This is a genomic window from Haloarcula halobia (assembly GCF_029338255.1).
Taxonomy (GTDB): domain Archaea; phylum Halobacteriota; class Halobacteria; order Halobacteriales; family Haloarculaceae; genus Haloarcula; species Haloarcula halobia.
Genome location: NZ_CP119787.1, coordinates 451,821 through 464,006, shown reverse-complemented (window position 1 = coordinate 464,006; position 12,186 = coordinate 451,821). Strand labels below are relative to the sequence as shown.

The 12,186-nt window shown below is 68.2% G+C and carries 16 protein-coding genes and 2 tRNA genes; 6 read left to right on the top strand and 12 right to left on the bottom strand.

Annotated elements, in window-relative coordinates:
• Positions 1-214 precede the first annotated feature (214 nt).
• A tRNA-His gene (locus tag P1K88_RS02500) sits at positions 215-285 on the bottom strand.
• A 108-nt stretch (positions 286-393) separates the two neighbouring features.
• Here P1K88_RS02500 and P1K88_RS02495 point away from each other — a divergent pair.
• Positions 394-846, top strand: coding sequence for a DUF5814 domain-containing protein (locus P1K88_RS02495; RefSeq protein WP_276412286.1), 453 nt, complete (start codon positions 394-396; stop codon positions 844-846).
• A 42-nt stretch (positions 847-888) separates the two neighbouring features.
• On the opposite strand, the gene P1K88_RS02490 is transcribed toward P1K88_RS02495, so the two are convergent.
• Both P1K88_RS02490 and P1K88_RS02485 read right to left on the bottom strand, forming a co-directional pair.
• Positions 889-1,065 (bottom strand): hypothetical protein, encoded by a 177-nt coding sequence (locus tag P1K88_RS02490; protein ID WP_276412284.1) that lies wholly within the window; start codon positions 1,063-1,065, stop codon positions 889-891.
• A gap of 91 nt (positions 1,066-1,156) precedes the next feature.
• Positions 1,157-1,588: a DUF8146 domain-containing protein gene (locus P1K88_RS02485; protein WP_276412279.1), complete on the bottom strand. Its 432-nt coding sequence runs from the start codon at positions 1,586-1,588 to the stop codon at positions 1,157-1,159.
• Positions 1,589-1,713: 125 nt separating this feature from the next.
• Here P1K88_RS02485 and P1K88_RS02480 point away from each other — a divergent pair, with 125 nt between their 5' ends.
• Positions 1,714-2,130 (top strand): VOC family protein, encoded by a 417-nt coding sequence (locus P1K88_RS02480; RefSeq protein WP_276412277.1) that lies wholly within the window; start codon positions 1,714-1,716, stop codon positions 2,128-2,130.
• Here P1K88_RS02480 and P1K88_RS02475 read toward each other — a convergent pair.
• Together P1K88_RS02475 and P1K88_RS02470 are read right to left on the bottom strand one after the other, a co-directional pair.
• On the bottom strand, positions 2,127-2,732 hold the full coding sequence (locus P1K88_RS02475; protein ID WP_276412276.1) for an RPA family protein: 606 nt from the start codon (positions 2,730-2,732) through the stop codon (positions 2,127-2,129). The genes P1K88_RS02480 and P1K88_RS02475 overlap by 4 nt on opposite strands.
• A 1-nt stretch (position 2,733) precedes the next feature.
• Positions 2,734-3,672: a replication factor A gene (locus P1K88_RS02470; protein ID WP_276412275.1), complete on the bottom strand. Its 939-nt coding sequence runs from the start codon at positions 3,670-3,672 to the stop codon at positions 2,734-2,736.
• A gap of 188 nt (positions 3,673-3,860) precedes the next feature.
• On the opposite strand from P1K88_RS02470, the gene P1K88_RS02465 reads away from it, so the two are divergent.
• The 3 genes from P1K88_RS02465 to P1K88_RS02455 are packed head-to-tail and all read left to right on the top strand — an operon-like array spanning position 3,861 to position 5,454.
• Positions 3,861-4,145: a DUF7091 family protein gene (locus tag P1K88_RS02465; protein WP_276412274.1), complete on the top strand. Its 285-nt coding sequence runs from the start codon at positions 3,861-3,863 to the stop codon at positions 4,143-4,145.
• A 42-nt stretch (positions 4,146-4,187) separates the two neighbouring features.
• Entirely contained in the window at positions 4,188-5,180 is a 993-nt protein-coding gene (locus P1K88_RS02460) for a mannose-1-phosphate guanylyltransferase (RefSeq protein WP_276412273.1), read from the top strand.
• Positions 5,181-5,220: 40 nt separating this feature from the next.
• The gene (locus P1K88_RS02455) at positions 5,221-5,454 is read left to right on the top strand and encodes a hypothetical protein (RefSeq protein WP_276412272.1); all 234 of its coding nucleotides are present in this window, start codon (positions 5,221-5,223) and stop codon (positions 5,452-5,454) included.
• Here P1K88_RS02455 and P1K88_RS02450 read toward each other — a convergent pair.
• Together P1K88_RS02450 and P1K88_RS02445 are read right to left on the bottom strand one after the other, a co-directional pair.
• On the bottom strand, positions 5,451-6,233 hold the full coding sequence (locus P1K88_RS02450) for an SDR family oxidoreductase (protein WP_276412270.1): 783 nt from the start codon (positions 6,231-6,233) through the stop codon (positions 5,451-5,453). The genes P1K88_RS02455 and P1K88_RS02450 overlap by 4 nt on opposite strands.
• A 142-nt stretch (positions 6,234-6,375) precedes the next feature.
• Positions 6,376-6,828 (bottom strand): TRAM domain-containing protein, encoded by a 453-nt coding sequence (locus P1K88_RS02445; RefSeq protein WP_276412268.1) that lies wholly within the window; start codon positions 6,826-6,828, stop codon positions 6,376-6,378.
• A gap of 136 nt (positions 6,829-6,964) precedes the next feature.
• Between P1K88_RS02445 and P1K88_RS02440 the strand changes: the two genes are divergently transcribed.
• Positions 6,965-8,611 (top strand): M61 metallopeptidase family protein, encoded by a 1,647-nt coding sequence (locus P1K88_RS02440; RefSeq protein ID WP_276412266.1) that lies wholly within the window; start codon positions 6,965-6,967, stop codon positions 8,609-8,611.
• Positions 8,612-8,679: 68 nt separating this feature from the next.
• Here the strand turns inward: P1K88_RS02440 and P1K88_RS02435 are convergent.
• The 5 genes from P1K88_RS02435 to P1K88_RS02415 form a co-directional block, all read right to left on the bottom strand.
• Positions 8,680-8,754 (bottom strand) — tRNA-Arg (locus tag P1K88_RS02435).
• A 42-nt stretch (positions 8,755-8,796) separates the two neighbouring features.
• Positions 8,797-9,093: a hypothetical protein gene (locus tag P1K88_RS02430; protein ID WP_276412264.1), complete on the bottom strand. Its 297-nt coding sequence runs from the start codon at positions 9,091-9,093 to the stop codon at positions 8,797-8,799.
• Positions 9,093-10,193 carry a DUF373 family protein gene (locus P1K88_RS02425; RefSeq protein WP_276412262.1) on the bottom strand — a complete coding sequence of 367 codons (1,101 nt, stop codon included), beginning with the start codon at positions 10,191-10,193 and terminating at the stop codon, positions 9,093-9,095. Before P1K88_RS02425 ends, P1K88_RS02430 begins: the two co-directional genes overlap by 1 nt.
• 58 nt (positions 10,194-10,251) lie before the next feature.
• A complete protein-coding gene (locus tag P1K88_RS02420; protein WP_276412261.1) occupies positions 10,252-10,752 on the bottom strand; it encodes a phosphate-starvation-inducible PsiE family protein in 501 nt (166 codons plus the stop codon).
• A gap of 37 nt (positions 10,753-10,789) precedes the next feature.
• Positions 10,790-12,136 (bottom strand): MFS transporter, encoded by a 1,347-nt coding sequence (locus tag P1K88_RS02415; RefSeq protein WP_276412259.1) that lies wholly within the window; start codon positions 12,134-12,136, stop codon positions 10,790-10,792.
• Between the last annotated feature and the right edge of the window lie 50 nt (positions 12,137-12,186).

Below are 12,186 nucleotides of genomic sequence, written 5' to 3'. Positions count from 1 at the left end.
GCACGTTCGGTTCGGAAGGCGCTCGCCGTGCGCTTTGCTGTGGTGGACTCCGAGCCCTCGCCGGGAATCGAACGTTGCCCCGCAGGTCGGACATTCGTGGTCCGACATACAATCAAATCATTCCAGGAGGAAATTAAATCCGTTCCATCCGGAGTGAAAGTGGAACTGAAATCGAAGCCTGAAGCGGGCCAAGAATTGTTAGAAAATTTATATAGTCCGGGTGCGGGAATTGAACCCACGTCTCAGCCACCACAAGGCTGAAGGATACCACTACCCCAACCCGGACACGCCTGCTGAGGCAGTCTTAGATACCTCGCTGCCACAGAAATACGTTACGACTCCGGGGTGGCTTCGAGACGCTTTTACACGGTCGGGGACTACGACCTGTCACGCGTGGCCATCACGGACAAGATATACGTCAAGAACCACCAGCAGCTCCGCTCGCAGCTGGAGACGAACTTCCCGAAGGGAGCGTTCAAGGGGGCGACGCTGGACGTCCTCTTCCAGGGCGAGGGTCTGGCGAAGCTCGACGAAGCCTCCCGCGAGCGGGTGCTGGACTTCGCCGAGGACTTCTTAGACTGTGACTGTGCGGCCAGTCCCCACTGTGGCTGTCCCGAGCGGAAGTTCGTCACCTACCTGCTGGAGCTGCGCGAGCAGGGACTGGGGCCGGACGCCATCGTCGACGTGATGAGCGACGACTACATGGTGTACGCGTATCCGGGCGACGTCCTCTCTTTCCTGGACGACTCGGTCCGGACGCTCGAGGCGATCGAGACGCTGGCGGACGTCGACGGGCGCCACGAGGTCGCAGAGACCGTCCAGGAACGGCGAAACCGGCTGGTGTGACGGGGGCGACAGCCACCGTCGCGTCGAGCGGCCCGAATCGACTCACTCCTCGTCGAGTCGCTCGACGGTCTCGTGGCCACACTCGGGACACTCGTCGTGGGCGGTGTAGAAGCGCGACTCACAGGCCGGACACCGGTGTGTCGCTTCCTCACGCGAGGCGGACTCGGCCTCCTGTTTGAACTCCTCGACCTTCTTGCCGAGCCGGTTGAACAGACTCATGGCCAGAGACTACTTCACGGAGCGGGATAAGCCTTCGAGCCGACGGGAGAGAGAACCGGGCGTGAGCGGTCCCGGAGCAGTGCGAGCGTGCTCAGAGGTCGTCGAAACTGCCGATGCGGTAGGAGGCGTCCTCCTCCTCGCTCTCGTCTAGGTCCTCGAGGTGGATGACCTCGTCCTGGTCCATCTCGTCGAGCTGCTGGCGGAGTTTCGTCACGTAGCGCTTGTGCTCTTCGAGCTGTTCCCGGAGGTGTTCGGCCTCGAGTTCGAGGCGCTCGTGTTCCCGGATGAAGCTCTTCGGGACCTCGACTTTCGGCGGGAAGCTCTCCGTGCCGGACTCCTGAGCGGCGTCCTCGAGTTCGTGTTCCGGGGCGACTTTCACCTGGCCGTCGTGGGCCACGAGCGTGTCGACGTAGTCGCGAAACACCGCCGACAGCGAGATGTCGCGCTCCTCGGCGATCTCGCGGAGCGTCTCGAACTTGTCCTCGCTGACGCGAAAGGAGATCGTCTTGTTTTTGTTGCCCATGGATAGCTCCCATTCGTCGCTCTTCGTATTTAATCGTTTGTCAGACGATGACACGTACATCGCGGCGGTGAAAGAAACCAGACGGGAGCGAAGTCGTTTAACCCGGCGGGGCCCGTCGACCGGGTATGGACGCGACCGCACACCACTTCGGCCTGACCGTCTCGGACCTCGACCGCGCCGTCGAGTTCTACCGCGACGTGCTGGGCCTCGAGGTACTGACGCGCTTTACCGTCGGCGGCGAGGCCTTCGCCACCGGCGTGGGTATCGACGGCGCGAGCGCCGACTTCGCGCATCTCGACGCCGGCGGTGCGCGACTCGAACTCGTCGAGTACGAACCCGAGGGCGACGCCCACGAGCGGCCCGAACTCAACCGGCCCGGGGCGACGCACCCGGGGCTGTCGGTCGATGACCTCGACGCCGTCTTCGAGGCACTCCCCGACGACGTCGAGACGGTCAGCGAGCCCCAGACCACCGAGAGCGGGACGACGATCGTGTTCGTCCGCGACCCCGAGGGGAACCTCGTCGAACTCCTCGAGACCTAGTCCGCGCTGGCCTCGGCCTGCTCGTCCTGCAGGCTCTCTAAGGCGCCGATCGCGGCGCGCCGGTACGCATCGACGTCGTCGCCGTACTGCTCTCTGGCCATCGAGACGTACTCGTCGGCCGTGGTCTCGTCGGCCTCGGTGAACCGCTGGACGCGCTCGAGGGTCCGTTCGGCCGTCTCGACGACCCAGCGGTCGCGGGTCGCCTCGTCGACCTGCGAGATGGACTCGGGCCGGATGGAGACGTTCACCTCGCCCTCGTCGGTCTCGTAGGTCCGGGGTTTTCCGACGACCGCGACGTACGCGGGCGGTTCGAGGTCCCGCAGCATCGACGCGGCGTCTGGCTGGTACTGCCCGGCGTACATGAAGAACGTGTCGCCGTTGGGGTCGACCACGCGGCCCTGCCAGTACTCGCTGTCCTCGCCGACGTCCTCGGTCTCGGTGAGCGTGCCGACGACGAACACGCGGTTGGCCCGCTGCCCGGTCGGGAGCAGGACGTACACTGGCGCCCGGTCGTCCTCGGATTCCTTGAACGTGTAACTCGCGTCGTTGAACTCGCGTGCGAAGACGCGGCGGGCGACTTCGCGGGTGGGGGTACTCGACATCTTAGATCGACCTCGCTTCGATGAGCGCTCGCTCGGCGTCCACTGGCCCGGTCAGCCGCTCCTGTTCGTCCGCCAGCACGTAGCGGCGGAAGGTGGGGCCGGTAACCCTGTAGTAGCGCCCCAGAATCTTCTCGCGCATCTCGTCGGCGACGACGGTGGTGTCGAGCGCGTCCATCGCCATCTCCTTTGCCTCCGCGAGGGTGATGCCGGTGAGCTCCATCGTGGCGTCCTCGTCGAAGATGACCTCGGTGACCTCCTCGCCGTCGTCCAAGACGCCCTTGATGCGGAGGTCGAACTCGCCTTCGACCTCACCGTGTTCGCTACAGCGCCCGTTCTGGAGGACGCGCGTACAGTCGTCCTCGGGACAGCGCTTGATGAGGCCCGAACCCGACTGGATGTCCACCAGCGCGCCCTCGACCTCGACGCTGTCGTCGCCGACCTCGATCTCCTCGTCGAGCTCCTCGATGACCGTCGTCCGGTTGAGCTTCACCGAGAACTGGCCCTGGTACTCGTCGGTGACGACGTTGCGCAGGGCGTAGGACGTGCCCTCCTCGAGTTCCGGGAGGTCGGATTTGGACCACTTGGTGAACTTGATGGTGCCCGTCTCGTCGCCGAGCAGGCCGACCTGGGCGACGGCGTCGGCGCGCGGTTCCCACAGCTCGACGACAGTGACGCGCATGTCGACCCACTCCTCGGGGGCGTCGACGTCCGAAACCGTGACCTGGTCGTTGCCGCCGCCACCGCCCAGCTGCTCGCGGTCCATGCCGGCCTCGTCTAAGTACGTGTTGACGACGCTCCGGCGGGCCTCAGTCAGCGGGACCTGGTAGTCGTCGACCAGCGTCTCGAGGCGCGAAACGACGTCCTCCACCTCGATGTCCAGCTGGTCGGAAAACTGCTCGTGTATCTCTACTGCGTTGGTACGTAAATCTGACTCTGTCATTGGCGTTCACTGTCTCCACCTTGGTTTTCGTCGGGAGACACTAGCCCGTTGGTCGGCTTCCCCCATAAACGCTCGTTTAGCACGGCGAAAGTGAAGTACCCGGACCGCGGACTGCCGTGAGGATTCGGGCCCCATGGCGACCCAGCCGCGCGAGAAGATTGATTTGCCGTCGCCCGCTACGTCGTGGCATGGGCGACGACGACCGGCTCGGGCGGTTCATCCGGGACGGGCTCCGGTCCGCCGGCCGGCAGCTCTCCGACGCCAAACGCGCCTACAGCAACGGCAAGCGGGCGGCACTGGCGGGGTTGCCCTCCGACGACGAGGGGCGAGCGCGCATCGTCTGCCGGCGCTACGCCGAACGGCGCGCCGCGGCGCTCGACGAGCAGCTGCGCCCGGTCTGTTATGACGCCGACCACCCCGACTGTCAGGGCTGCCTGGAGGACATCCGGGCCGGCAGTGTCGAGACCTTCTGACCGACCCATACCTTTGAACCGTCCGGCGGGCAAGAGGTGGCCATGGACAGCCCACTCGTCGCGCTGATTCTGGCCGGCGGCACGGGGACGCGACTCTACCCCGCGAGCCGGTCGGACCGCCCCAAGCAGTTCCAGTCGTTCGGCCGCGAGCGGTCGCTGCTGGCCGAGACGGTCGACCGTGCCGGGTTCGCCGACGAGACGTACGTGCTCACCCGCGAGGACTACGTCGACGGCGTGCGCGACCGCGCCCCCGGCGCTGCGGTGCTGACCGAACCCGAACCGAAAGACACCGGCCCGGCGCTGGCCTACGCCGCACACACGATCCGCGAACAGCTCGGCGAGTGCGTGTTGCTCGTCTTGCCCAGCGACCACCGAATCGAGGGCGACTTCGAGACCATCGCCCGGCGGGCAACCGGCGTTGCACTGGAAACGGGGGGGCTCGTGACACTCGGCATCGAACCGGACAGACCGGCGACCGGCTACGGCTACATCAAGCCCGGGCGGGCCGCAGACGGCTACCAGCACGTCGACGCGTTCCACGAGAAACCCGACCGCGAGACGGCGGCCGAGTATGTCGATGCGGGCTTCTACTGGAACGCCGGGATGTTCGCGTGGACGCCGACGGCCTTCCTCTCGGCCACCGAGGGGACCCCCCTCGAGCCACTGGTCGAGCGCTTCGAGGCGCGTCCCGCCGACGCGTTCGACGCGGCCGACCCGGTCAGCGTCGACTACGCCGTCCTCGAACGGGCCGAGAACGTCTACATCGTCCCCGCCGACGTCGAGTGGGACGACCTGGGGTCGTGGGACGCGCTGGAGCGCGTCCTCGACGACGTGGACGGGAACGCCGTCCTCGGCGACCACGTGAGCATCGACAGCGAGGGGAACGTGCTGGCCTCGGACGGCCACGTGAGCGTCGTCGGCGTCTCGGACCTCGTCGTGGCGTCGTTCGACGACCGGACGCTCGTCGTCCCGAAGGCCCAGGCCCAGCGCGTCCGCGAAGTCGTCGCCGAGCTGCGAGCGAGTGGAAAGTTCTAGCTAGCGAAACACACAGTAGGCCAGAGCGAGTGGCACGGGTATGGAAGGGGCTGCTCGCCGGTTCTGGCTGACCGTCGTCCCGCTGCTCGTCGGGTTCTCCGCAGGCGGACTGCTCGTGGTCGCGGCCCTCTTTCCGGACCAGCTGTTCCCGGTCGAGAGCGAGGCCTACGTCGCGACGGCGGCTGTCGCGCTGGTCTCGCTCGGGGTACTCGTCTGGCAACTGGCGACCTCCAGCGGGAACGCCGGCCAGTCGCTGGACCGCCCGGGCCGTTAGCTTCGCATCGAGCCGCCGTCGACGGGGAGGGCGGTACCGGTGACGTAGGACGCGCGGGCCGACGAGAGGAAGGCGACGACGTCGCCGAGTTCTTCGGGCTGGCCGACCCGCCCCAGCGGTGCGTCGGACCACGCGGCGATGCCCGCCTCGTAGGAGTCGTACTCGCCGCGCTCGACGGCCGCCTCGACGAGTTCCTCGATGCGTGGCGTCTCGTGAGACCCCGGGAGGACGGCGTTGACACGGACCGCCGGCCCCCACTCGCGGGACTGGGTCTTCATCAGGCCGATGACCGCCCGACGCACCGCGTTCGAGAGGACCAGGTCGTCGATGACCTCCGCGACCGACCGGGAGGTGATGTTGACGACGGTCCCCGCCTCGGAGTCCCGGAGGTACGGGTAGGCAAAGCGGGTGGTCCAGACGACGCTCATCACCAGCAGGTCGAAGGCCGTGTACCACTCGCGTTCTGTCGTCTCGAGGAAGGGGCCGGGGCCGGGGCCCCCGGCGCTCGTGACGACGTGGTCGAGACCGCCCAGCGTCTCGACGGTCTCCTCGACGAACGCCTCGACTTCGTCGCGGTCGGTGATGTCGGCCTCGACGGCCAGGACGTCGCCGGTGCCCGTCTCCGCGAGTCGCTCGCGCGCCGCCTCGACGTGCTCGGGCGTGGTCCCACAGACGGCGACGTGTGCGCCCTCGCGGGCGAAGGATTCGGCGCTCGCGAGGCCGAGGCCACTCGTCGCGGCGGTACACAGTGCTACGTTCCCCTCGAGTTCGAGGTCCATACCAGTCGCCACGGCACTCGGGGTCAAAAAGTTCCGGTGCCGGTCTAGCGGTCGTATTTACGTTACAGTGCTTGCTTCCCAGAGCCGGAAAGCCCCGGCTGGCTGTTTGAGGCTGTCGGCGCTCGGCGAAACACTGCCCGGCCTAGCTGCCCCAGAAGTTGTCCCGGCTGCCGAGCCGTCGGCGGTCGTCGTCCTCGCCGTCCGCACCGTCCTCGTCGGCCGCCGTCCGGTCGGCGTCGTCGTCGTCCACGTCCTCCTCGTCGAGTTCGAGCCGCTCGATCTCGTCCGCTCGCGCGTGGTTCGACCGCACCTTCGTCACCTTCACCTTCGATTTGGCCGGCGGCAGGACGCCGTCGACCATGATGATGAACCCGTCGTCCGTGCGGCCGACGCCGGCACCGCTCTCGTGGATGTCCTCGACGGTCACGACGACCTCCTCGCCGATTTTCACCGGTTGACTCTTGAGTTCCGAGATGGGCTGGCTGTAGTGGTTACACCACTCCGCACCACCCCGGTCGCCGTAGTGCGTACAGCCCATCCCCTCGATTCGTTCGGTGAAGCTGGGGCATTCGTCTGCGAGCGGACAGTCGGGCATAGCCCAGCGTAGATTGGCGGACGGCAAAACGCTTGCGACCTGTCGGGCCCCGGGCCGGTGCCAGTATCGCACGACTGCCGGGCCGACGAACGCTTTTGCCGGGTGGGCCACAACCCCTGCGTACCGGAGTCGGGTGATGACGACGATACGTTCGACTATCGTGGCACTGGGGCTCGCACTCACCCTCTGTAGCGGCGCGACCGGTCCGGCCGTCGCCGCCACCGTCGCGTCGGAACCGGCCGCGTCGGCCCCGTCTATCGACGTCCGCTACGAGATCCAGCGTCTGCCCGCGCGGCCTGGCCTCGTCCGCGTGACGGCCGTCGTCACCGTCCCCGACCCCGTCGCCAGTCTCTCTGTCCGACCGCCCGCGAACGCGACGCAAGTATCCCGAGATGGGTTCGAGCGAACGGACAGGGGCCTGCAGTGGGACGGCGACGCCGAACGGCCCAGGCTCTCGTATACGGTCCCAGTCGGCCTCTCGACCCCGTTCGGACAGCGGACGGCCGACACGCGGGAGTGGACGCTCGTCAGTCGAACGGAGGTCACCCTGAGCGCGCGCTGGCAGTGGCGAGGCGAGCGCGAACCCGAGTGGGACGAGCGCCTGACCGTCGACGGCCCCGGCGTGGGGAGCCCCTCCGTCGCCTACCTCGGCGCCTACGAGATGGTGACCCGGGAGACGGCCGACGGGACGATACGGCTCGTCGTCCCCGAGACGACGGAACTGCGGGCGCCGCCGGCGACCATCCTCGGGTCCATCGCGGGTGCACAGCGCGAGACCCGCATCGGCCCGACCCAGGGCGTGGTGACCGTCGTCGCCGCCCCGGACTGGCTCGGCCCCGGCGGCTACACGCCCGCCAACGGCGAACCGGCGGCCATCGTCAACGCCCGGGAACCGGTCAGCGTCCCGGCGAACGTCTGGGTCCACGAGTACCGCCACACCCGCCAGCACTACCGGACGACCGAGGAGATGCGCTGGCTCGCCGAGGGGAGCGCCGACTACTACGCCGCGACCATCACGCTACGGCAGGGCCACGTCGGCTACGACCGGTTCCGGACGCGAATCACGACCGAGCGCTCGGAACGGGCCGACCTCTCGCGCCCCGAGACGTGGGACGCACGGACCGCCCCGTACCACAAGGGCGGCCGGGTCGTCGCCGCCCTCGACGTCCGCATCCAGCGCCGGACCGGATGGGAGCACTCGTTCGAAGACGTGCTCGCACTGCTTACCGTCCAGGAGGACCCGGTCACACTCGAATCGTTCGTCGACGCCGTCGCGACGGTCGCCGACAGAGAGACGGCCGCCTTCGCCCGCCAGGCCGTCACCGGCCCCGCACCGCTGGTGCCCGACGAACCCCACGCCGTCACCCGTGAGGGGCGCAACGACCCGGACCGCGACGGCCTCGACAACGCCGCCGAGTGGCGCTACGGGAGTCACCCGTTCCGGGCCGACTCCGACGGAGACGGCCTGGACGACGGCGTCGAGGTGAAGGCCGGCTCCGACCCGCTGGTCGACGAACCGTGGCCCGAGGCGCGCGAACCGAGTACGACCCTGTTGGGCCCGCGCCGGACGCCAGCACGGTACGAGGCTGACACTGTTCGACGCGGGGTCGCCGCCGACACCGAACAGTCGCGTGACTTCGCCGTGAACAGGCCTGTGGCCGTGACAGACATCGACGCGGACGGCCGGCCCGGCGACCAGGCGCCGCCAGCGGTGCTCTGGATGACCGCGAGCGTGGTCGCGCTGACGGTCGCGCTTTGGTGGCGACGGCGGGACGGACGGTGAGTGCACGCTCCGCGACTGAACCGCGGACGGGTGCGGAGGGACGCGACCCCGACGAAGTGAAAGTTAGACGGGCACGATGGGATTCGAACCCACGACCGTCGGATTAGAAGTCCGACGCTCTATCCGGACTGAGCTACGTGCCCTCACCAGTTCGTAACGAGGGCTGTGACAAAAGGGGTGCGAAATCAGCCCTCGAACTCGACGTCCTCGTCGGTGGCCTCGGCGGTGGTGATGGCGATGGCGTCGGTCGTCTCGACGGCGCTCAGTCCGTCGAGGGCACAGACGTCGTCGACGCGCTCGTGGGGGACCGACACCGCCAGGTCGTCGAACTGGAGGTGGCGGTCGACGGTGGCGTCACAGGCCCTGACTGCCCGGGCGACGGTCTCGGGGTCGGCGTCGTCGGCGGTCGTCAGCGCCAGCGCGACGGACTCGCCCGGAATCGGATCGGCACGGATGCTCTCGACGGCGCGGGAGACGTACATCACTCCGAGGAGTGGCCGCCGGGCCCTTGATTGCGCTGGTCGGGCGCCTCGAATCGCGTCTCGGCGACGGCGAAGGCGAGGGTGCTCGCCAGGCCCAGCAGCGTCCCGCCGGTGAGGACGACGGCGAGGTACTGGAGGTCCTGCAGGCCGAGGAAGAAGCCGCTGACCCCGTGGAGGACGGCGGCGATGGCGAGCACGTAGAAGGGCGCGTTGAGGTACCGGAACCGGAACGTGTCGTGGAGGTACTCGTCGGTGACCCGGCCCAGGCTGGAGGTGACGCCGGCGGCGGCGAACCACTGGATCGACCCGAAGACGAGCGCGGCGACCACCTCGACGGCCGATCGGGGTTCGGGCTGGGATTCGAGCGTCTGGACGCCGCTGACCCCGCCGATGATCAAAAGCGCCGCGGCGACGACGTAGGTGATGATGGTGATGCGCCCGGCGTAGACCCCGGAGGTGATGCGCTCTGCGGTCCGGTCGACCAGCTCCTCCGCGCCCAGCCCACGGGCCAGGACGTACAGGCCGAGCAGGCCGGAGATGATACCGAGCGCCGACCCCGGCAGGCCCAGCGACTCGACGGCGATGGTCAGCGGGTAGATGAGCAGGAGGATGCCCAGCGGCACCAGGATGGTCCCGCGGGTCTCCGGGTCGTCGAGGACCTGCTTGATGGTGTAGTACATCGACTCCAGGTTCTGGGCCTGGCGGACGACGACCCGGCGGACCCCGTCGATGGGGACCCGCGAGCGGATGACCGGCACCACCGATTCGTCCTGCGCGCCGTCGGTGACGACCAGCACCCTGACGTCCTCGCTGGTGACCAGGGACGCCAGCACCGTATCGACCTCCTCGCCGACGGCGCGGTTGGCCGCCACGTCGCTCCCGTCGACGCCGGTGACTGCGGCAACCTCGACTTCCTCCTCCTCGACGTCGTCGTAGATGTGGATACCCGCAAAGAGGACGTTGACGTCCGAGTCCTCGGGGTCGGCCTCGGCGAGGGCGACGGCGGCGTCCTCTACAGCGTCGCGCCCGATGACCGGCGTGTCGATGCCGGTCTTCCGGCCGAGGTCGTCGTCGAGGTCGACACACAGCACCAGCAGCATTGTCGCCGAGTAGGCCACGCGCGTTTAACTGTCTTCGGGCGGTGGGGTCGCCTAGCGCTCAGATCGACGTACCGGACGTCTCGCGGGTCTGGCGTTCGACGACGAGCAGGGCCGCCAGCCCGATGATGATGAGCGTGTACGACGCGGCCGCGAGCAGGGCGGCTTCTTCGTTCGCGTACTCGCCGGTCCGGAAGATGATGGCCTTCCGGACCATGGCGATGACGCCGGTGTAGATGACCAGTCGGACGATGCGTCTGGTCTGGCTCTCCTGCGTGTAGGCGACCACGGTCTGGTACACCTCGACGATGATAAAGAGGAGCAGAGCGGTGTCGATGAACCCGACGACGACCAGCGGGTCGGTGATGCTCCCGCCGAGCGCGGTCCGGAAGATCTGGAGCCCCAGGTCGAAGACGCCGATCGCAAAGAGGATGACCAGCACCACCGCGGCGACGACTTCGACGTAGCGCATGAAGTCCTCGCTCCGGGCGAGGATCCGTTCGTCGAGGCGCTCGCCGGACGAGATCGAGCCGCCGACCGGTTCCGACTCGTCGTCTGCCATACCGTATCGTATCTCTCAGCACACATCAAGGCAGTACCTACCTGATGTGGCCAGGATCCGCCGCTCGGTGGTCGGGGGGGTCGTCCGTCCGACCGATGCGGAGCACGAGAACGCCGACGGGGAGCAACAGGAGACTGCCGACGACGAACGGCGACCAGAAGCCGATGGCGAAGTACAGGCCCCCCATCACCGGCGGGCCGACGGTCCGCGCGAGGCTGCCGGCACCCTGCGTGATGCCGAAGGCGCTGCCCTGGACGTCCGCGCCGGCGCGCTGGGAGACCAGCGCCGTCAGCGTCACCGACAGGATGCCGTTGCCGACCGGGAGGAACGTCAGGATCACCAGCAGGCCGAGCAGGTCGGCGCCGAGGAACGGCAACAGGCCGGTGAGGTCCGGGAGGACGCGCCCGAGCCCCTTCGAGAACGGGAGGGAGCCGACGCTGCCGACCAGTATCGCCGTGCCGGCCAGCGAGAGGGGGACCGGACCGTAGCGGGCGGTCAGTCGGCCGATGAGAATGCCCTGCGTGAGGACCGCAAGCAAACCGATGTAGGTCAACAGGAGGGCACTCTGTGCCGCAGTGTAGCCGTAGACGTCGGCGACGTAGGGGATGAACATGACCTGGACGCCCGAGAAGGCAAAGGAGACGAGGAAGAAGGCGACGAGCAACTCGCGCAGGCCCGGCGCGGCGACGGCGGCCCGGAGTTGCGCGACGGCCGAGGGCCGGGCGGCCCGCTCGTCGTCCGCTGCCGCGGGCGTCCGTGACTCCGGGAGAAAGAGCAGGGCGACGACCACGCCACAGAGACTCGCGAACGCCGCGGCGAAACTCGGCAGGGAGAACTTCGTGATGGGGACGACGGCGGGGAGCGCCGCGTCGACGGTCGCGACGGTGGCGTCGAAGGAGAGGACCGCGCCGATACCCGGCCCGAAGATGAAGCCCACGCCGAAGGCCGCGCCGATGTAGCCCAAGGCGGCCGCGCGGCGTTCGGGCGGCGTCACGTCGGCGACGTACGCCTGGGCCGTCGAGAGGTTCCCGCCCATCGCGCCGGCGAGCATCCGCGAGGCAAAGAGCAACCACAGGGCGTCGGCCAGGCCGAAGATGGTCCAGGCCAGCACCGACCCGACGAGCGAGAGGACGAGGATTGGGCGACGGCCGACCCGGTCGGAGAGCGAGCCCAGCAGGGGAGCGAACGCGAACTGCATCGCCGAGTACGACGCCGCGAGCAGGCCGATGACGAACTCGGTGCCGCCCGGAAACGACCGGGTGTAGAAGGGAAGGATCGGGATGATGATACCGAACCCGAGCAGATCGAGGAAGACGACGGCCAGCACGATAGCGAGGCCACGACGGCGGGCGGCGTCGGGGAGCGTCCTCGCGGCATCGGCCATTACCCGAGGTCCGGCCGGACGCGGGATAAGGCCCGCGGACCGACCCACGT

Excerpts from the sequence above, each read along its gene's own strand:
- P1K88_RS02480 (WP_276412277.1), top strand. The coding sequence starts at position 1,714 with ATGGACGCGACCGCACACCACTTCGGCCTGACCGTCTCGGACCTCGAC.
- P1K88_RS02430 (WP_276412264.1), bottom strand. The coding sequence starts at position 9,093 with ATGTACGTCTCCCGCGCCGTCGAGAGCATCCGTGCCGATCCGATTCCG.
- P1K88_RS02440 (WP_276412266.1), top strand. The coding sequence starts at position 6,965 with ATGACGACGATACGTTCGACTATCGTGGCACTGGGGCTCGCACTCACC.
- P1K88_RS02475 (WP_276412276.1), bottom strand. The coding sequence starts at position 2,732 with ATGTCGAGTACCCCCACCCGCGAAGTCGCCCGCCGCGTCTTCGCACGC.
- P1K88_RS02455 (WP_276412272.1), top strand. The coding sequence starts at position 5,221 with ATGGAAGGGGCTGCTCGCCGGTTCTGGCTGACCGTCGTCCCGCTGCTC.
- P1K88_RS02490 (WP_276412284.1), bottom strand. The coding sequence starts at position 1,065 with ATGAGTCTGTTCAACCGGCTCGGCAAGAAGGTCGAGGAGTTCAAACAG.
- P1K88_RS02420 (WP_276412261.1), bottom strand. The coding sequence starts at position 10,752 with ATGGCAGACGACGAGTCGGAACCGGTCGGCGGCTCGATCTCGTCCGGC.
- P1K88_RS02415 (WP_276412259.1), bottom strand. The coding sequence starts at position 12,136 with ATGGCCGATGCCGCGAGGACGCTCCCCGACGCCGCCCGCCGTCGTGGC.
- P1K88_RS02465 (WP_276412274.1), top strand. The coding sequence starts at position 3,861 with ATGGGCGACGACGACCGGCTCGGGCGGTTCATCCGGGACGGGCTCCGG.
- P1K88_RS02485 (WP_276412279.1), bottom strand. The coding sequence starts at position 1,588 with ATGGGCAACAAAAACAAGACGATCTCCTTTCGCGTCAGCGAGGACAAG.
- P1K88_RS02445 (WP_276412268.1), bottom strand. The coding sequence starts at position 6,828 with ATGCCCGACTGTCCGCTCGCAGACGAATGCCCCAGCTTCACCGAACGA.
- P1K88_RS02450 (WP_276412270.1), bottom strand. The coding sequence starts at position 6,233 with ATGGACCTCGAACTCGAGGGGAACGTAGCACTGTGTACCGCCGCGACG.
- P1K88_RS02470 (WP_276412275.1), bottom strand. The coding sequence starts at position 3,672 with ATGACAGAGTCAGATTTACGTACCAACGCAGTAGAGATACACGAGCAG.
- P1K88_RS02425 (WP_276412262.1), bottom strand. The coding sequence starts at position 10,193 with ATGCTGCTGGTGCTGTGTGTCGACCTCGACGACGACCTCGGCCGGAAG.
- P1K88_RS02460 (WP_276412273.1), top strand. The coding sequence starts at position 4,188 with ATGGACAGCCCACTCGTCGCGCTGATTCTGGCCGGCGGCACGGGGACG.